This window comes from Pseudomonas sp. SG-MS2 (assembly GCF_009933855.1).
GTDB classification, from domain to species: Bacteria; Pseudomonadota; Gammaproteobacteria; order Pseudomonadales; family Pseudomonadaceae; genus Aquipseudomonas; species Aquipseudomonas putida_E.
On the sequence record NZ_MOMO01000109.1, the window covers coordinates 1 to 19,023 of the forward strand.

Consider the following 19,023-nt stretch of genomic DNA (forward strand, 5'->3'; position numbering starts at 1 on the left):
GTGGCGCGGTTGCTGTCGGTGCAGGCCGGGCACGACCCGCGCGCGCCCCTGTCGCTCAGTGACGGCCCACGTGACTTTGCCGCCGGGTTGCAGCGCGATTTCAAGGGTGTACGGGTTGGCTGGCTGGGCAACTTTGACGGCTACCTGCCGATGGACGAGGGGGTGATGGGCCTGTGCCAGGCAGCGTTGGCAGACTTCGCCGAGCTGGGCTGCGAGGTCGAGGCGTGCCAGCCGGGCTTCGACCTGGGGCGTTTATGGCAATGCTGGCTCACCCATCGCCACTTCCTGGTGCACGGCAACCTGGGGGCGGCGTATGCCGACCCGGGCAAACGCGCCCAGCTCAAGCCGGAGGCGCAGTGGGAGGTGGAGGGCGGCCTGCGCCTGACCGCAGCGGACGTTTACCAGGCCTCGCTGGACCGCAGCGCGTGGTACCAGGCGCTGGGTAAATTGTTCGAGCGTTACGATTATTTGCTGTTGCCGGCTGCCCAGGTGTTCCCATTCGACGCAGCCGAGCCATGGCCGAAGGTGGTTGGCGGGCAGGCCATGGACACCTACCACCGCTGGATGGAGGTGGTGATTGGCCCGACCTTGGCCGGCCTGCCGAGCATGAGCGTGCCGGTGGGTTTCAACGCCGCCGGGCTGCCGATGGGCCTGCAGATCATAGGCCCGGCCCAGGCCGATCACGCCGTGCTGCAACTGGCCTATGCCCATGAACAACTGACGCGCTGGGTAGCGCGGCGGCCGCCCGGGTGTTTGCAGGCGCGCTGAAAGCCCTGGGCAGGCCCGTATCTTGCTGGGCATGATGACCAACCACGCACAGACAGGGAGGTCGAACCCATGGGTATTACCGCAGACAGCGGTGGCGTGCGCTCGGTGGAGCGGGCACTGGCGATCGTTGAACTGCTTGGCGAGCACCAGGCGCTGGGGCTCGAAGAGCTGCACTACCTGACGGCACTGCCCAAGGCCACGGTATCGCGCATGCTTGCCACCTTGCAGGAACAGGGTTGGGTCTACCGTGGCCTGAGCGACCGCCGTTACCGCTTGTGTGCCCGGCGCCTTTTCGGCGACCGCCAGCTGCGCTTGAAGCGCCAACTGGTGGAACGCGCCGCGCCGCTGCTGCTCGAGCTTTGCGAGCGCACCGGGTTGGTGGCGGACCTTTCTTCTTTCGACGGCGAGCGGCTGGAGGTGATGGAAAGCGCCATCCCGCAGGTGCTGCGCAAGCGCTACCCGCACAACTGCCAGCTCGTCGGGCAGCATGCCAGCTTGTTTCATTCGGCCATGGGCCGGGCGTGCCTGAAGGAGCTGGCGCCGGCTGAGGTGCAGCGCCTGGCGACGCATCAGCGGGTGGGCGATGAAGCGCTGTTGCGAGATATCGAGGCCGATGGGCACAAAGGCTTTGGCCAGCGCACCGAAGGGTTTTGGGAATACCCCGTGCGCTTGCCGTTCCTGATCCGCGCGATTGCCTTACCGGTGCGGGTGGAGGGGCGGCTGGCGGGCAGCATTGCGCTGCACTGGCCGCTGGACCAGGCACCGGTGGAGCGGGTGCTGAGCTTGCACCTGAACAGCTTGGCGGCGACGGTGGGGCAGGTGCAGCACGCGTTGCTGAACTGAGGCGGCTGTACCGGCCTCATCGCCGGCAAGCCGGCTCCCACCGGGGGCAGCGTTCGCCGGTGAATTAGAGGAGAGATCAGAGGGGGGCGCGGGCAGCGTGGTAATCAATCTGGCTGTGGCTGGGCAGGCCGAAGCATCCAATTCAGAAGCATTTGGTTGCAGGTTAGGGAATGTCTTATGGGTGGAGGGCGTAGGCGAGGGCTGCGCCCTCGATCGCCGGCAAGCCTGCTACCACAAGGAGCTGCGTTAACTTTTAGAAATTGGTGAGACAGTTGCTCCAGGGGCGCGCCAGCTTTTAGAAGTTGAGCAAGACAGTTGCTCCCACCGGGGAGCCCACTGCACTCGATAGCGGTCTGTAGGAGCCGGCTTGCCGGCGATGAGGCCATTGAAAACAGCACAAGCCATTTGCCCCAAAGCGGCGTTTGCAGCTATGCCTACAGTCTGACCCGGCAAATAAGGCCCCCCCAAATGTTGGTCGTCGAAAACCTGTGCAAGTTGTTCGCCACTGCCCAAGGCCCGCTGGAGGTGCTGCGCGGGGTGGACCTGACGCTGGCACGCGGCAGCAGCCTGGCCCTGATGGGCGAATCCGGCAGCGGCAAGAGCACCTTGCTGCACCTGCTGGCGGGCCTGGACCGCGCCGACAGCGGGCGCATCCTGATCGATGGCCAACCCCTGGACAACCGCGGCGAAGCTGCCTTGGCACGTTGGCGGCGCGAGGGCATCGGCCTGGTGTTCCAGCAGTACAACCTCATCAGCAGCCTGGACGTGGCCGCCAACCTGGCCTTCCAGGCGCGCCTGGCGGGGCGCCATGACCCGGTCTGGGTGACGCACCTGGCCACCCGGTTGGGGCTGGCCCCGTTGCTGCAACGCTACCCGGAACAACTGTCTGGCGGGCAGCAGCAGCGCGTTGCCATTGGCCGCGCGCTGGCCAGCAGGCCCTTGCTGCTGCTGGCCGACGAACCCACCGGCAGCCTTGACGAGGCCAGCAGCGACGAGGTGTTGGCGCTGCTGCTGCAGCTGGTGCACGAGGCGGGCAGCAGCGTGCTGATGGTGACCCACAGCCAGCGCCTGGCCGCCATGCTGCAGCGCCGCTGCGTGCTGCAGATGGGCCGGGTGCAGGGGTGATGAACAGCTTGCGGATCACCGTGCAGGCCCTGTGCAGCCATTGGTGGCGTCACCGGCTGCAGTGCATCAGCATCTTCACCGGTTTGTGGCTGGCCACGGCCCTGTGGACCGGCGTTCAGGCGCTCAACACCCAGGCGCGCAACGACTACGCACAAGCCAGTGCGGTGCTCGCCGGGCCTGCCCGCCCGCAACTGGTGGCACGCTCGGGGCAGCGCTTCGACCAGGCGCTGTATGTGCAATTGCGCAGGCTGGGCTGGCCAGTGACGCCGGTGCTGGAAGGGCGCTTGCGGCTGGCTGCAGCGCCGCAGGTTGCGCTGCGCCTGGTCGGGATCGAGCCGCTTGGCCTGTTGCCGGGCATGGCCGTTGCCGGTGCCGATGTGCAGGATTTTGACCTGCAGGCGTTCGTGGGTACGCCGGGGCAAGCGTGGGTGGGCCCGGACACGCTGCGCCAGCTGGGGCGCCAGCCCGGCGAGCAGGTGACCACGGTGGACGGGCAGGTATTGCCGCCGCTTACCCTGCATGCGCAGCTGGCACCGGGTGTGGTGGTGGTCGACATCGGCCAGGCGCAGGCCTTGCTCAATGCCCCCGGGCAATTGTCGTGGCTGCTCAGCGACAGTGACCAGCCACTGCCGAGCGACATTGCGGCGAGCCTGAAGGTGCAGCCGCCCGGGGATGATGCCGACCTGCAGCGGCTGACCGCCAGCTTTCACCTGAACCTCACCGCCCTCGGCCTGCTGGCCTTCGTGGTGGGGCTGTTCATTGCCCATGCGGCCATTGGCCTGGCGCTGGAACAGCGGCGCGGGTTGATCCGCACCTTGCGCGCTTGCGGTGTGAGCTTGCAGGTGCTGCTGGCAGCCCTTGCCCTGGAGCTGGGGTTGTTTGCCGTGCTGGGCGGTGTGGCAGGCGTGGCTGCAGGTTACCTGCTGGCCGCACTGATGCTGCCTGATTTCGCCTCCAGCCTGCGCGGGCTTTATGGCGCCCAGGTGGCGGGGGAGTTGCACTTGCCGGCCACCTGGTGGCTGGCAGGCATCGCCGTCAGCCTGTTGGGCGCGCTGCTGGCGGGGCTCGACAGCCTGCTGCGTGCCGCGCGCCTGCCATTGCTGGCCTTGGCGCAGCCCCAGGCCTGGCGCCTGGCGCAAGTGCCGTGGTTGCGGCGCCAGGGTGTCGCCGGCGCCGTGCTGCTGATGGTGGCGGCGGGCTGCGGCTACCTGGGCAATGGGCTGCCCAGTGCATTCGGCATGCTGGCGGCTTTGCTGCTGGCGGCGGCGCTGTTGTTGCCGGGGTTGCTGGCGCTCTTGCTCGGCGGCCTGGCGCGGGTGTGCAAGCGCCCGCTGGCGCAGTGGTTCGTTGCCGACAGCCGCCAGCAACTGCCGGCCTTGAGCCTGGCGTTGATGGCGCTGTTGCTGGCCTTGGCCGCCAGTGTCGGGGTTGGCGGCATGACCGAAGGCTTTCGCCGCACCTTCATCGGCTGGCTGGACCAGCGCCTGGCCGCCGATGTGTACGTCACGCCCCGCGACAGCGCGCAGGCGCAGCAGATCTACGCGCGCTTGCTGGCAGACCGTACCGTCAGCGCGGTGCTGCCCAGCTGGCGGGTGGACTGGCGCCTGCAGCAGTGGCCGGTGCAGGTACAGGGGGTGGATGATCACCCTTTCTACCGCCAGCACTGGCCACTGCTGCAGCAGGCACCGGGCGCCTGGCAGGCGCTGGCCGCCGGCCGTGGTGCAATGCTCAGCGAGCAACTTGCCCGTCGCCTTGGCCTGGCTGTAGGGCAGACGCTGCAGTTGCCTGGCGAGCCGCCCCAGGCCATGACCGTGGTGGGCGTTTATGCCGACTATGGCAACCCCAAGGGCCATGTGCTGGTCAACGCCGGCTGGTTGCGTAGCCATGCACCAGCGGCCAGCCTCGCGGGTTTCAGCCTGCTGGTGCGGCCTGAACGGGTGGCTGCGCTGAAGGATGAACTGCAACGGCGCTATGCCCTGGATGACAATCAGGTGGTGGAGCAGGCCCGCCTCAAAGCCTGGTCCAGCGAGGTGTTCAGCCGCACCTTTGCGGTCACAGCGGCATTGAACAGCCTGACCCTGGGGGTTGCCGGCGTGGCGTTGTTCATCAGCCAGCTGACCTCGAGCCAGCGCCGCCTGGGGCAATTGGCGCCGTTGTGGGCCTTGGGTGTGCCACGGCGCTGGCTGGCCTGGCTGAGCCTGGGGCAAACGCTGATGCTCAGCTGTTTCACCGTGCTGCTGGCGATCCCCTTGGGCCTGCTGCTGGCCTGGTGCCTGGTGGCGGTGGTGAATGTGCAGGCGTTCGGCTGGCGTCTGCCTTGGCATGTATTTACCGGGCAACTGGTGCAACTGGCCGTGCTGGGCCTGTTGACCAGCCTGCTGGCCAGTGCCTGGCCGTTGTGGCAACTGGCACGCAGCCAGCCAGGTGCGCTGTTGAGGCAATTTGCCGATGAAAGCTGAAACCTTGCTATTGATGGCCTGCCTGCTGCTGGCAGGGTGCGACCCGCCTGCGCCAGAACCCAAGAGTTATGCGGGCCTGGGTGACGATGCGGCGGCGTTCAGGCAGGTGATACCAGGGCATGCGCTGGAATTTCCACGTGACCATGGCGCGCATGGGGGCTTTCGTATCGAATGGTGGTACGTCACCGCCAACCTGCGCGATGCCCAGGGCCGTGACTGGGGTGTGCAATGGACGTTGTTCCGCTCGGCCTTGCGGCCTGGGCCTGAGACCTGGAACTGGAACAGCCCCAACCTGTGGATGGGCCACGCCGCGCTGACCGGCCCGGGCGGCCACCAGGTCAGTGAAACGCTCGCGCGCGGTGGGGTTGGCCAGGCGGGCGTCGAGGCACAACCGTTCCGGGCGTGGATCAACGACTGGTCGCTGCAGGGCAAACCCGGAGTCGACCGCCTGCAGATGCGGGCCAGGGGCCAAGGGTTTGGTTATGACCTTGCCCTCACCAGTGATCAGCCGCTGCTGCTGCACGGTGTGCAGGGTTACAGCGAAAAATCCGGCAAGGGCCAGGCGTCGTACTACTACAGCCAGCCGTTCTACACGGTCAGTGGCGAGGTCGAGCGCGAGGGGCAGCGGGTCGCCGTCACAGGGCAGGCCTGGCTTGACCGGGAATGGAGCAGCCAGCCGTTGGCCGCCGGGCAAAGTGGCTGGGACTGGTTTTCGCTGCACCTGGGCACGGGCGCCAAGCTGATGCTGTTCCAGGTGCGCGAGGACCAGGGGCCGCCTTACCGCGCGGGCACCTGGGTCGATGCCCAAGGGCAGGCGCGTGCGCTGCAGGGCGGGCAGATCGAGCTGACACCGCTGGCCTGGACGCGGCAGGACAATGGCAAAAAGGTGCCCACCCGTTGGCGGGTCAAGGTGCCAGCGGTACAGGTGGATGTCGAGGTGGATGCGCTGGAGCCCAAGGCCTGGATGGGCACACGCTTCCCTTACTGGGAGGGCCCGGTGCGTGTGGGTAAGGAGGGGCGTGGGTATCTGGAAATGACGGGCTATTGAGGTACTGCACCTGCCTGGGTGCAGTACCTGTGGGGGCATCGGTATGCCGCTGGTGAGGCCCGGGCAGGCCTACTTGAAGCCCGTCACTGCATGCGGCACGTAGGGCGCTTGCAAGCGCTCCACTTCTTCGGCGCTGAGCTCGAACTGCAACGCGCCAATCGCATCATCGAGCTGCGCCACCTTCGACGCGCCCACGATCGGCGCCGAAACCCCTTGCTTGCCCAGTACCCAGGCCAGCGCCACCTGCGCCATGGGCACGCCACGCTCGCGGGCTATCTGTTCGACCACATCGATCACCCGGCCGTCTTCCACTTCGGTTTTTTCATAGAACGACCGGCCGGAAATGTCGGTACGGGTACGTTCAGTCTGCTGGCCATGCGGGCGGGTCAGCCGGCCGCGGGCCATCGGGCTCCAGGGCATCAGGCCCACGCCCTGGTCCAGGCACAGCGGGATCATTTCGCGCTCTTCCTCGCGGTAGATCAGGTTGAGGTAGTTCTGCATCGACACGAAGCGGCTCCAGCCGTTGCTGGCCGCCACCTGCTGGGCTTTGGCGAACTGCCAGGCATACATCGAGGATGCGCCGATGTAGCGCGCCTTGCCGGCTTTGACCACATCGTGCAGCGCCTCCATGGTCTCCTCGATCGGGGTGTGGTAGTCCCAGCGGTGGATCTGGTAGAGGTCGACATAGTCGGTCCCAAGCCGGGTGAGGCTGGCGTCGATGTTGGCCATGATCGCCTTGCGTGACAGGCCCTGCTCGTTGGGCCGGGTGCTGCCTTCCCACATGTTGGCCGGGAAGAACACCTTGGTGGCGATCACGGTTTCTTCGCGGCGGGTGAACGCCTTCAGCAGCTTGCCCAGGATCAGCTCCGAGGTGCCGGCCGAGTAGCTGTTGGCGGTGTCGAAGAAGTTGATGCCTTGCTCCACGGCGTGGCGGATGATCGGGCGGCTGTCGGCTTCGCCGAGGGTCCAGGGGTGGGTGCCGGCGCCCGGCTCGCCGAAGGTCATGCAGCCCAGGCACAGTTTCGAAACATCCAGGCCGGTGTTGCCCAACTTGACGTACTGCATCTGCTTCTCCTCGGTGGTCGTTTGCGATGGGGGAAGCTTAGCGGGGCTGTGGGCGTGCGGAAATCCCGTATCGGTGCAGGCGAGCTCTGCAGAAATTCACAAGCGCAGCAGTGGCTTGACCTGTTGCTGCAAAAAATCGGTGACGGCCTTGATGCGCGGTGTGTTGCGCACGTCTTCATGCACGGCCAGCCATAGTTCGATGCTCATGGTCTGTGTTTCGTCCCCGATGGCCTGCAGGCCATGCTCCTGGGCCATGAATGCCGGCAGGCAGGCAATGCCGATGCCGCCGGCAGCGGCCTGGGCCTGGATGCGCAAATCGTTGCTTTGCACTACAAAGGGCTGGTGGTGGGTCTGGGCGAGCAGCCACTGTTGCTGCGCCGACTTGGCCTGGGACTGGTCGTAGCCGATATAGCGCGGCGTGCTTGTGCTGCGCAGGTAGCCGGGGGCGGCGTACAGGCGGTAATCCAGGTAACCCAGCAGGCTGGCTACCAGGGTGGGCTCGCTGGGCCTGGCCAGGGCCACGCTGATATCGGCCTCGCGGCGTGCCAGCGAGGCGCGCGACTTGCTGCCGACCAGTTTCAGGTGCAACTGCGGGTAGCGGTTGCACAGGGTGGCCAGGCGCCGCGCAATGAGGCTGCCGAGCAAGGCGGGCGGGGCGGCCAGTACCACCTGGCCTTCAACCTGCTGCTGGCCTGCGCTGGCGAAGTGTTCCAGGGCGAAGGAGGCCTGGGTCATCTGCTCGGCGTACTCGCCCACCCTACGGCCTTGCTCGGTCAGCACGTAAGCCCTGGGGCGGCGGTCGACCAGCTTGAGGTTTAGCGCAGCTTCCAGCGCGGCGATGCGCCGGGCCACGGTGGCGTGGTCGACGCCCAACTGCTTGGCTGCGGCCGACAGGGAGCCGGTGCTGATGAAGGCGCAGAAATGGCGCAGGTCTTCCCAATCGAACATGGCGGGCCTCTGTGGTGGAGGGCCATGATAAAGCCTCTTGGCGATTCCCACGAGCTGAGCCGGCTCCAATGCCGGCACACACGTTTCGCGTCAATTTCAAAAGCACCGCCATAGCTGCCGGAGCCGGCTTGCCGGCGGTGGGGCAACACAAATAACTGATGCTAGGATGGCTGCCTCTCCTTACCCGGATACCGCCATGCAGCCCCTCGACCACCTGTCCTTGCACCTGTTCATCGTGGTCTGCGAAGAGGGCACCATCGCCCGCGCCGGTGAGCGGGCGTTCATGGCGCCTTCGGCTGTCAGCAAACGTATCTCGGACATCGAAGCGCGCTTTGGCACCACGCTGCTCAAGCGCAGTAAGCGCGGGGTCGAACCCACCCCGGCAGGGCTTGCCCTGTTGCGCCATGCCCGCGGCCTGACCCGGGCCATGGAGCGCCTCGACAGTGAGCTGAGCGAATACGCCGAGGGCGCCCGGGGGCATGTGCGGGTGCTGGCCAATGTCTCGTCGATCATGGAGTTTCTGCCCGAGGAACTGTCGGCCTTCATGCTGGAAAACCCGTTGATCCAGGCCGATATCGAAGAGCGCTTCAGCCCCGATGTGGTCCGTGGCGTGGCGGAGGGCAATGCCGACCTGGGTATCTGCAGGAAGTCCACCGCAGTCGGCGGCCTTGAGTTCGTGCCTTATCGGCAAGACCACCTGGCGGTGGTGGTCGGTGCCAGCCACCCGCTGGCAGCGCGCAGCAGCATTGCCTTTGCCGAAACGCTTGGCTACGAGCACCTAGGGCTGTCGGCGTTCGCCACGTTGAACAGTTTCATGTGCAAGAGCGCCGAGGCAGCTGGCAAGGAATTGCGTTTTCGCTCGTACGTGTCGTCGTTCGATGCGGCCTACCGGCTGGTGCAGTTCGGCCTGGGCCTGGCGGTGTTCCCGCAGGAGGCGGTGGCGCGTTATGCGCCACTGTTCGACTTGCGGGTGATCCCGCTGACCGATGACTGGGCGTTGGGTGAGTTCGTCATCTGCATGCGTGACCGGCACGCGCTGTCGCTGTCGGCGCGGCGCCTGCTGGACCACTTGCTGCTGCGCGCGCCGGCCTGGCAGGCCATGCCCTGATATCCATCGCGGCTGACGATGGATCAGCCCGTGAAAGACGTCTTTTCTGCCCGCCATGCTGCTCTTACTCTGGCCACACGCTTCAGACAGAGAGCCCCCTGATGACAACAATAACAATCAATGAAGTCGGCCTGCGCGATGGCCTGCAGAGCCTGCAGACGGTCATGCCGACTGCCGCCAAGCTGCGCTGGATCGACAGCGCGTATGCCGCTGGCGTGCGCCACATGGAAGTTGCCTCGTTCGTGCCGGCCAGGCTGTTGCCGCAGATGGCCGACGCCAAACAGGTGGTCGCCCACGCACTGACCTACCCGGGCCTGCTGGTTACGGTACTGGCCCCTAACCTGCGCGGTGCCCAGGATGCACTGGAGTCTGGTGCGCAACGCGTCGTCGCCCCAGTGTCGGTAAGCAACGCCCACAGCATGGCCAACGTACGCCGCACGCCGCAGGAAATGGTTGAGGAGCTGGGGCGCATGTGCCAGCTGCGCAGCGAGATGGGCCGGCATGACGTGCAGATGATCGCCGGCATGTCAGTGGCCTTCGGCTGCACCCGTCAGGGTGATGTGCCGCTGGGTGACCTGTGCGCATTGACACGCCAGGTGATCGAGGCGGGTTGCGACCTGGTGTCGCTGGCCGACACCACCGGCTACGCCAACCCCGGGCAGGTAGCCATGGTGATCCCGGCGGTGCGGGCCATTGCCGGGGAGCGCCTGCGCGCCGCGCACTTCCACGACACCCGTGGCCTGGCGCTGGCCAACAGCCTGGTCGCCGTGCAGCAAGGTATCCGCGAGCTGGACGCCTCGCTGGCCGGCCTTGGCGGTTGCCCGTTCGCGCCAGGTGCCTCCGGCAATACCGTGACCGAAGACCTGGTGTTCATGCTGCAAAGCATGGGTTACGACACCGGCATCGACCTGCAGGCATTGATCGACTCACGCCAGGTACTGCGTGATGCCTTGCCCGATGAACCCCTGTACGGCGCGCTCGCCCGCGCCGGCCTGCCGCTCAACTACTAAGGGCTACCCGCATGTCCAGACTCCCCTTGGACGGCATTCGTGTCGTTGAGATTTCGCACATGGTCATGGGCCCCACCTGCGGCATGATCCTCGGTGATCTTGGCGCTGAAGTGATCAAGATCGAGCCTACCCGTGGCGATGGCACACGGCGCTTGCTCGGCGCAGGCGCCGGGTTTTTCCGCACCTTCAACCGCAACAAGCAATGCATCGCCGTGGATGTGGAAACGCCCCAGGGCCGGGATGCCGTGCTGGCGCTGATCGACACGGCCGATGTGTTCATCGAGAACTTCAAGCCAGGGCGCATGCATACGCTCGGCTTTGACTACGCCGCTCTGCGCGAGCGCAACCGGCGGCTGATCTACGCCTCGCACAAGGGCTTTCTCAGCGGCCCTTACGACAATCGGCTGGCTCTGGATGAAGTGGTGCAGATGATGGCGGGCCTGGCCTACATGACCGGGCCGGTGGGGCGGCCGCTGCGTGCGGGCAGTTCGGTGAACGACATCATGGGCGGCATGTTCGGCGCCATCGGTGTGCTGGCCGCGCTCAACGAGCGCAACAGCACCGGCGTTGGCCGCGAGGTACAGAGCGCACTGTACGAGAACTGCGTGCTGCTGGCCGCCCAGCACATGCAGCAGTTTGTGGTCACGGGGGAGGCGGCAGCGCCAATGCCAAACCGTATCAGTGCCTGGGCCATTTATGATGTGTTCACCTTTGCCGGGGGCGAGCAGATGTTTGTCGCCGCCACAGGGGAGGGGCAGTGGCAGGCGCTGTGCACCGTGCTTGGCCAGGCGGCATTGCGCGACGACCCCACCCTGGCCAGCAACAACGACCGGGTGTTGCAGCGCCCGCGTTTGCTGGCGCACCTGGCCGAGGTATTCGCCACACTTGATGCGCAGCAACTGGCGGTCGAGCTTGAGGCCAATGGCATCCCCTTCGCGCCGATCCGTCGCCCGGAGGAGCTGTTCGATGACCCCCACCTGATGCAAAGCGGGGGCATGGCCGACCTCACCCTGGAGGACGGCAGCAGCACGCCGATGCCACTGCTGCCGCTGGCGCTCGATGGCCAGCGCCTGCAACCGCGCAGGCCGATCCCGCGTATCGGCGAGCACACCCAGAAAGTCATGCGCGAGCTTGGTTACAGCGATGCGCACATTGCCGAGCTGTGCGCCGCAGGCGTGCTCAAGACTGACGAGCAGGAGCGCTGAAAATGGCCATCTACCGATACGACACGCTTGTCCCTAACCTGCACCCGGAAACCTTCGTTGCCGAGCAAGCTACGGTGATCGGCGATGTCACGCTGGCGCAAGGCGTTAGTGTGTGGCCGCAAGCGGTGCTGCGCGGCGACAATGAACCGATCCACATTGGCCAGCACAGCAATGTGCAGGAGGGCGCGGTGCTGCATGCCGACCCTGGTTTCAACCTGACCGTGGGCAGTGGCGTGACCATCGGCCACCAGGCGATGCTGCATGGCTGCACGATTGGCGATGGTGCACTGATCGGCATACAGGCGGTGGTACTCAACGGCGCGGTCATCGGCCGCAATTGCCTGGTGGGGGCGGGTGCCATCGTCACCGAAGGCAAGGTCTTCCCCGACAATTCACTGATCCTCGGTGCACCTGCCAAAGTGGTGCGTGAGCTGTCGCCAGAGGCCATCGCGCACATGCACGCCAATGCCGCTGACTACGTGCGCAAAGGCCAAGCCTGCAAGGAAAAGCTCGTGCGTATCGGCTAACCCCCTTCAGTGGCGCCCTGAAGGGCGCCGCCGCTCTCCAATAATTACAAGAATGGAGATCCACCATGGTTGCCTTGACCGGTGTTCTGGCGCGTGAGCGCAATGAGCGTCACATCAATGAACTGCTGCTGTACCGGCGGGTGGCCTGGCGCATCATGCCACTGGCCATCATCTGTTTCCTGTTCTCCTATTTCGACCGCATCAACATCAGCTTCGCCAAGACCCAGATGCAGGCCGAGCTTGGCCTGAGCGACGCGGCCTACGGGCTGGCCGCGAGCATGTTCTTCATTGGCTACGTGCTGTTCGAGGTGCCGAGCAGCCTGGGCCTGAAACGCTACGGCGCGCCGGCGTGGATCTGCCGGATCATGGTGTCCTGGGGGCTGGCCACTGCGGCTCTGGTATTTGCCTATACCCATTACACCCTGTACTTCCTGCGTTTTCTGATCGGTGTGATGGAAGCCGGTTTCGGGCCGGCCATCCTGTTCTATCTGGCCTGCTGGTTCCCCCGCAAGCACCTGGCGAAGATGAACGGGCTGTGGTTTCTGGCCGTGCCCTTGGCTGGCGCGGTTGGCGGCCCTGCGGCGGGCTTTTTGCTAGGGACCATGGACGGTGTGCTGGGCCTTGCCGGCTGGCACTGGTTGTTTCTGATGTCGGGCTTGCCGTGCGTGGTGCTGGGCGTGCTGGTGCTGTGCAAGCTCGATCGCGACATTGCGTCGGCCAAGTGGCTGACCCTTGAAGAGAAAGCCCTGTTGCAGGAAAACCTTGCCCAGGACAAACGCGCGGACAAACCGGTGCTGGGCTCGCTGTGGCGGGTGCTGCTGACCCGAGAAGTGGCGATCATGGCGTTCATCTACTACGTGATCAAAAGCGCGTCCTATGGCCTGAATTTCTGGATGCCGCACCTGATCAAGTCATCAGGGGTACAGGACATGCTGTGGGTCGGTGTGTTGTCTGCGCTGCCTTATGCGGTGGCGTGCGTCGGCATGGTGCTGCTCACCCGGCGCTCGGACCGCACCGGCGAGCGCAAGCGCTACCTGGTGTACTGCCTGCTGGCCGCCGCCGTTGGTTACTTGCTCGCGTGCCTGTTCTCGGGCTCGTCGTGGGCGATGATGGCGGCGCTGGTAATGGCGACAGCGGGTACGTTCATTGCCATTCCGATCTTCTGGACCATCCCGCAGTCGACCTTCTCCGGGTTGGCGATTGCAACCGGCACCGCAGCAATCAACTCCGTGGGCCAGCTCAGCGGCATCGTGGCACCGGTGATGGTGGGGCAGATCAACGACATCACAGGCAGCACGTACATGGGCATGCTCTCGATTGCACCGCTCATCCTGCTTGCCTGCCTGGTGGTGATGCGCTACGTCAGAAACCCCAAGGTCTGAACCTGGCACGCCCTTGCCGCTGAACAACAAGAACAATAACAAGGCATAACCCATGAACACTTCCGTCTCACGGCGGGCATCATTGATGCTCGCGGCGTTGTGCTGTGCGTGGCAATCGGCCCAGGCTGCCTTTGTCGCTGACGGCAAAGGCAGCCTGGAGCTGCGCAATTTTTACTTTGATCGTGACTTTCACGGTGCTGCTGCCAGCCAGTCCAGGCGCGGTGAGTGGGCCCAGGGCTCTTTGCTCAAGTGGCAATCGGGCTACACCGAAGGGGTCGTCGGGTTTGGCCTGGACGCGGCAGGGATGCTCGGCGTCAAGCTCGATTCGTCCCCGGACCGCAGCGGCAGCGGGCTGTTGCCCCGCGGCAGCGACAGGCGCGCGGTGGATGGCTATGGCAAGGCAGTTGCCACCGTCAAGGCGAAGCTTTCGCAGACCCAACTGCAGCTGGGTGGTTTGAGCCCCCAGTTACCATTGCTGGTGTCGAACTACAGCCGGTTGTTCCCGCAGTGGTTCAAGGGTACGCAGTTGGTCAGCAAGGACTTGGACCGTTTCACCTTTACCTTGCTGCAGGTCGATGCCACCAAGCTGCGCGACTCCACCGACTTTGAAAGCCTCACCGCCATGGCGCAACAGGGCGCCTATTCGGCAACGGTGACCAGCGACCGCCTGTACTACGCGGGTGTCGATTATCAGCCGGCGAAGAGCCTGACCCTCAGCGTGCACACCAGTCAGCTTGAAGACCTGTTCCAGCGGGACTTTGCGGGGTTCAAGTACAGGGCCGGCCTTGGGCCGGGGGAGGCATTCACCGAATGGCGCTGGTTCAACGCGCACGACCAGGGCAGGGCGTTGCTGGGCGAGGTGGATAACCGGACCTTGAGCACCAACATCGGCTATGGCCTGCACGGGCATACCTTCAGCGGTGGTTACCAGAAGGCCAGTGGAAATACCGCCTATGCGTATGTTGGCGGGACCGATACCTACCTGTTCAGCGAGCAGCAGGTGAGCACGTTTGCCTTGGCCAACGAGCGTGCATGGATGCTGCGTTACGACTACAACTTTGCAGCATTGGGCATCCCGGGGCTGACGTTCAATGTGCGCTACGTCAAGGGTGACCAGGTCGACCCACAGCGGATTGCCAGCAGCAAAGGCCGGGCGCTGGCCGCGCGGGGTGGCGAAGGTGAGGAATGGGAGCGGACCACCGACATCAGCTATGTCGTGCAGTCGGGGGTGTTCAGGAACCTGTCGCTGCGTTGGCGCAATGCGACCATGCGCTCCAATTTTGCCGATGCGGCGGATGAAAATCGGGTGATCGTGGGGTACACGGTCGAGTTTTGAGCGGTGGAGTACAAATGTGCTCTTAGGTTGATATCGGGTGTGTTGGAAGGGGCCGTTCTGGGCGCATGTCATCAAGTTAACGGCGTTGGGAGGGCCTAACGCCCTCTATGAAACCGGTTTCAAAATGTTTCCGAACCAGCTAGATTACGCGGCTTTCTCAGGGCCTCTCCCTGATCCAAACCCAGACGGCGCAACCCAAGGCCGCCCCAATGCTGATGAGGACTTGCAATGCCTGAGCATGCCCCCGACAACCCGCGCCGGGACTTCCTGCGCAAAACGTTGACCCTTATTCCCGTGGTCACCGTGGCTGCCAGCACAGGCCTTGGTGCCGGCCAGCTGCTGGCCCAGCCGGCCCGCGAACCCAAGGTGCCCGCTACACCGCCCGCTGGCCATTACCAGCCGACTTTCTTCACCGCCGAAGAATGGGCCTTCGTGCAGGCGGCGGTGTCGCGCATCATCCCCGCTGACGAACTGGGCCCCGGCGCACTCGAAGCAGGCGCCGCTGAGTTTATCGATCGCCAGATGAACACCCCCTATGCCACAGGTGCCCAGTGGTACATGCAGGGCCCGTTCAAGGCCGACGCCGCGCCAGAGCTTGGCTACCAGCTGCAACTGAGCCCCCAGCAAATCTACCGCCTGGGCATCGCCGCTGCGGATGCATGGTGCAAAAACGCCAGCGGTAAAACCTTTGCCGAGCAAGATAGCGCTACCCGAGACAAGGTTCTCGGCAAGATCGAAGCCGGTGAAATCGTTTTCGAACAGTTGCCTGCCAAGGTGTTTTTCAGCCTGCTGGTGCAGAACACCCGCGAGGGGTTCTTCTGCGACCCGATTCACGGTGGCAACAAGGGTATGGTCGGCTGGACGCAAATCGGCTTCCCCGGCGCCCGTGCAGACTTCATGGACTGGGTCGAGCGCAACGAGCCTTACCCGTTCCCGGCAGTATCGATTCGTGGCGAGAGGGCGTAAGGCATGGCCAATGCAATGAAGAAGGTCGATGCGGTGATCGTCGGTTTCGGCTGGGCGGGCGCCATCATGGCCAAGGAACTCACCGAGGCCGGTTTGCAGGTGGTCGCGCTGGAGCGCGGGCCGATGCAGGACACCTACCCCGAGGGCAGCTACCCGCAGGTCATCGATGAGCTGACTTACAGCGTGCGCAAGAAGCTGTTCGTGGATGTCTCCAAAGAAACCGTCACCATCCGCCACAGTGTCAACGATGTCGCGCTGCCCAACCGCCAGCTCGGTGCCTTCCTGCCCGGCAAGGGCGTGGGCGGCGCAGGCCTGCACTGGTCCGGCGTGCATTTTCGTGTAGACCCGATGGAGCTGCGCATGCGCAGCCACTACGAAGAGCGCTACGGCAAACGCTTCATCCCTGAACACATGACGATCCAGGACTTTGGCGTGAGCTACGAGGAGCTAGAACCCTGCTTCGACTTCGCCGAGAAGGTCTTCGGCACCTCGGGCCAGGCCTGGACCGTGAACGGCAAGGTGGTCGGCGAAGGGAAGGGCGGCAACCCTTATGCACCGGACCGCTCCAACCCCTTCCCGCTGGTGTCGCAGAAGAACGTGGTGTCGGCGCAGCTGTTCCAGAAGGCAACCGCCAGCCTGGGCTACAAGCCCTACAACCTGCCTTCGGCCAACACCTCGGGGCCCTACACTAACCCCTATGGGGCGCAGATGGGGCCGTGCAACTTCTGTGGCTTCTGCAGCGGCTACGTGTGCTACATGTACTCCAAGGCGTCGCCCAACGTGAACATCCTGCCGGCGCTGCGCCAGGTACCCCATTTCGAGCTGCGGGCCAATGCCCATGTGCTGCGGGTGAACCTGGACGACAGCAAGCGCAAGGCTACCGGGGTGACCTACATCGATGCCCAGGGGCGGGAAGTGGAGCAGCCGGCGGACATCGTCATCCTTGCCGCGTTCCAGTTCAACAACGTGCGCCTGATGCTGCTGTCGGGCATCGGCAAACCCTATGACCCGATCAAGAACGAAGGGGTTGTGGGGCGCAACTTCGCCTACCAGAACATGGGCACGGTGAAAGCGTTCTTCGACAAAGACACCTACACCAACAACTTCATCGGCGCCGGCGGCAACGGGGTGGCGATCGACGACTTCAACGCCGACAACTTCGACCATGGGCCGCACGGTTTCGTCGGCGGCTCGCCGATGTGGGTCAACCAGGCTGGCAGCCGGCCGATTGCCGGTATTGCCAACCCGCCCGGCACGCCCGCCTGGGGCAGTGCCTGGAAGAAGGCCACCGCCGATTACTACACCCACCAGCTGTCGATGGACGCCCACGGCGCGCACCAGTCGTACCGCGGCAACTACCTGGACCTCGACCCGACCTACCGGGATGCCTACGGCCAGCCGCTGCTGCGCATGACCTTCGACTGGCAGGAAAACGACATCAAGATGAACCAGTTCATGGTCGACAAGCTGAGCAAGATCGCCCAGGCGATGAACCCCAAGGCCATCGCCGTGCTAGGCAAGAAGGTCCAGGAACACTTCAACACCGCCAGCTACCAGACCACCCACCTCAACGGCGGCGCGATCATGGGCACCGACCCCAAAACCAGTGCCTTGAACCGCTACCTGCAAAGCTGGGACGTGCACAACGTGTTCGTGCCGGGCGCATCGGCGTTCCCCCAGGGCCTGGGTTACAACCCCACCGGCCTGGTGGCTGCGCTGACCTACTGGTCGGCGCGGGCCATCCGGGAGCAGTACCTGAAAAACCCCGGCCCGCTGGTTCAGGCTTGAGGAGCGATGGCATGAAAAAACTGTTGATCGCGACCCTGCTGCTGGGCACGGGCCTGGCTGCCCAGGCTGATGAAGCTACCGATACGCTGGTGAAGAAGGGCGAGTACCTGGCCCGTGCCGGTGACTGCGTGGCCTGCCATACCGCCAAGGGCGGCAAGCCCTTTGCCGGTGGGCTGCCGATGGAAACGCCCATCGGCACCGTGTATTCCACCAACATCACCCCGGATGCCACCGGCATCGGCCAGTACAGTTTCGAAGACTTCGACCTGGCCGTGCGCAAAGGTGTGGCCAAGGACGGCAGCACGCTGTACCCGGCCATGCCGTACCCGTCCTATGCGCGGGTCAAGGACGAGGACATGCGCGCCTTGTACGCCTACTTCATGCAAGGCGTGCAACCGGTGGCGCAGCCGAACAAGGCCACCGACATCCCTTGGCCGCTGAGCATGCGTTGGCCGCTGGCGATCTGGCGTGGCGTGTTCGCACCAGAGGTGAAAGCCTGGCAAGCGCCGGCCGGTGCCGACCCGGTAGTCAGCCGCGGCGCCTACCTGGTGGAGGGTTTGGGCCATTGTGGCGCGTGCCATACCCCGCGTGCCCTGACCATGCAGGAAGAGGCACTGAGCCCCGCAGATGGCAAGCAGTTCCTGGCCGGCAGTGCGCCGTTGGAAGGCTGGATCGCCAAGAACCTGCGCGGTGACCACAAGGACGGCCTGGGCAGCTGGAGCGAGGAACAGCTGGTGCAGTTCCTTAAAACCGGCCGCAGTGACCGCAGTGCCGTGTTCGGCGGCATGAGCGATGTGGTCGAACACAGCATGCAGCACTTGAGCGATGCCGACCTGACGGCCATTGCCCGCTACCTCAAGACGCTGCCGGCAAGCGACCCGCACGACCAGCCGCATGTGTACGACAAGCAAGTGGCAGAGGCTTTGTGGAATGGCGATGACAGCAAGCCGGGTGCGGCGGTGTACATCGACAACTGCGCTGCCTGCCACCGTACCGACGGCCAGGGGTATACCCGCGTGTTCCCGGCGCTTGCCGGCAACCCGGTGGTGCAGACGGCCGATGCCACCTCGTTGATCCATGTGGTGCTGGATGGCGGCACGGTGCCGGCGACGCATACCGCGCCGTCGAAGCTCACCATGCCAGCGTTCGGCTGGCGCTTGAGCGACCAGGAAGTGGCTGAGGTGGTGAATTTCATCCGCAGCAGTTGGGGTAACCAAGGCAGTGCTGTTTCGGCCAGTGATGTGAAAGCCATCCGATAACGCCGGCGCCTGGCGTCATACCTTGAGGGGCTTGCCGGCGATGCAGGCGCTGCGGTGCATGGCACCGGCCTTGCCGGTGATCGCCGGCAAGCCGGCTCCTACAGGGTTGGCGTCGGCTGTAGACATTGAGTATGTCAGTGCCACGGAAGGTGGTGAAACCGCTTGGATGCCATTCGATCAGGCCGG

Annotated in this window: 16 protein-coding genes; 14 read left to right on the forward strand and 2 right to left on the reverse strand. The window is 64.8% G+C overall.

All coding sequences use genetic code 11. The annotated features are described in order from the left end of the window. The 5 genes from BLX42_RS08875 to BLX42_RS08895 all read left to right on the forward strand — a co-directional run. Positions 1-768 (forward strand): amidase family protein (locus BLX42_RS08875; RefSeq protein WP_256671950.1); only part of this gene is annotated, 768 nt, incomplete at its 5' end. A gap of 69 nt (positions 769-837) precedes the next feature. Continuing rightward, on the forward strand, positions 838-1,611 hold the full coding sequence (locus BLX42_RS08880; protein WP_161871601.1) for an IclR family transcriptional regulator: 774 nt from the start codon (positions 838-840) through the stop codon (positions 1,609-1,611). Positions 1,612-2,079: 468 nt separating this feature from the next. Next, complete coding sequence (locus tag BLX42_RS08885) at positions 2,080-2,736, forward strand: ABC transporter ATP-binding protein (RefSeq protein ID WP_161871602.1); 657 nt, start codon at positions 2,080-2,082, stop codon at positions 2,734-2,736. After that, positions 2,736-5,195, forward strand: a complete 2,460-nt coding sequence (locus tag BLX42_RS08890; protein ID WP_161871603.1) for an ABC transporter permease — start codon at positions 2,736-2,738, stop codon at positions 5,193-5,195. The genes BLX42_RS08885 and BLX42_RS08890 overlap by 1 nt, the downstream gene beginning before the upstream one ends. Continuing rightward, positions 5,185-6,243, forward strand: a complete 1,059-nt coding sequence (locus BLX42_RS08895; protein ID WP_012314409.1) for a lipocalin-like domain-containing protein — start codon at positions 5,185-5,187, stop codon at positions 6,241-6,243. Before BLX42_RS08890 ends, BLX42_RS08895 begins: the two co-directional genes overlap by 11 nt. Before the next feature lie 69 nt (positions 6,244-6,312). Here BLX42_RS08895 and BLX42_RS08900 read toward each other — a convergent pair whose 3' ends face one another. Together BLX42_RS08900 and BLX42_RS08905 are read right to left on the reverse strand one after the other, a co-directional pair. Then, complete coding sequence (locus BLX42_RS08900) at positions 6,313-7,308, reverse strand: aldo/keto reductase (protein WP_012314410.1); 996 nt, start codon at positions 7,306-7,308, stop codon at positions 6,313-6,315. Between the two features lie 96 nt (positions 7,309-7,404). Beyond that, entirely contained in the window at positions 7,405-8,256 is an 852-nt protein-coding gene (locus BLX42_RS08905) for a LysR family transcriptional regulator (protein ID WP_161871604.1), read from the reverse strand. Positions 8,257-8,452: 196 nt separating this feature from the next. Here BLX42_RS08905 and BLX42_RS08910 point away from each other — a divergent pair, with 196 nt between their 5' ends. The 9 genes from BLX42_RS08910 to BLX42_RS08950 all read left to right on the forward strand — a co-directional run bounded on the left by BLX42_RS08910 (position 8,453) and on the right by BLX42_RS08950 (position 18,837). Further along, positions 8,453-9,364 (forward strand): LysR family transcriptional regulator, encoded by a 912-nt coding sequence (locus tag BLX42_RS08910; RefSeq protein ID WP_012314412.1) that lies wholly within the window; start codon positions 8,453-8,455, stop codon positions 9,362-9,364. 101 nt (positions 9,365-9,465) lie between these two features. Continuing rightward, entirely contained in the window at positions 9,466-10,374 is a 909-nt protein-coding gene (locus BLX42_RS08915; RefSeq protein WP_161871605.1) for a hydroxymethylglutaryl-CoA lyase, read from the forward strand. Positions 10,375-10,385: 11 nt separating this feature from the next. Continuing rightward, entirely contained in the window at positions 10,386-11,579 is a 1,194-nt protein-coding gene (locus BLX42_RS08920) for a CaiB/BaiF CoA-transferase family protein (protein WP_161871606.1), read from the forward strand. Between the two features lie 2 nt (positions 11,580-11,581). Next, complete coding sequence (locus BLX42_RS08925; protein WP_012314415.1) at positions 11,582-12,106, forward strand: gamma carbonic anhydrase family protein; 525 nt, start codon at positions 11,582-11,584, stop codon at positions 12,104-12,106. A gap of 65 nt (positions 12,107-12,171) precedes the next feature. Then, positions 12,172-13,488: an MFS transporter gene (locus tag BLX42_RS08930; protein WP_046786349.1), complete on the forward strand. Its 1,317-nt coding sequence runs from the start codon at positions 12,172-12,174 to the stop codon at positions 13,486-13,488. A 52-nt stretch (positions 13,489-13,540) separates the two neighbouring features. Further along, positions 13,541-14,824, forward strand: a complete 1,284-nt coding sequence (locus BLX42_RS08935; protein ID WP_161871607.1) for an OprD family porin — start codon at positions 13,541-13,543, stop codon at positions 14,822-14,824. Between the two features lie 228 nt (positions 14,825-15,052). Continuing rightward, positions 15,053-15,790, forward strand: coding sequence for a gluconate 2-dehydrogenase subunit 3 family protein (locus tag BLX42_RS08940; RefSeq protein ID WP_161871608.1), 738 nt, complete (start codon positions 15,053-15,055; stop codon positions 15,788-15,790). A gap of 3 nt (positions 15,791-15,793) precedes the next feature. Then, a complete protein-coding gene (locus BLX42_RS08945) occupies positions 15,794-17,578 on the forward strand; it encodes a GMC family oxidoreductase (RefSeq protein ID WP_161871609.1) in 1,785 nt (594 codons plus the stop codon). An 11-nt stretch (positions 17,579-17,589) separates the two neighbouring features. After that, a complete protein-coding gene (locus BLX42_RS08950; RefSeq protein WP_161871610.1) occupies positions 17,590-18,837 on the forward strand; it encodes a cytochrome c in 1,248 nt (415 codons plus the stop codon). The last annotated feature ends 186 nt before the right edge of the window (positions 18,838-19,023 follow it).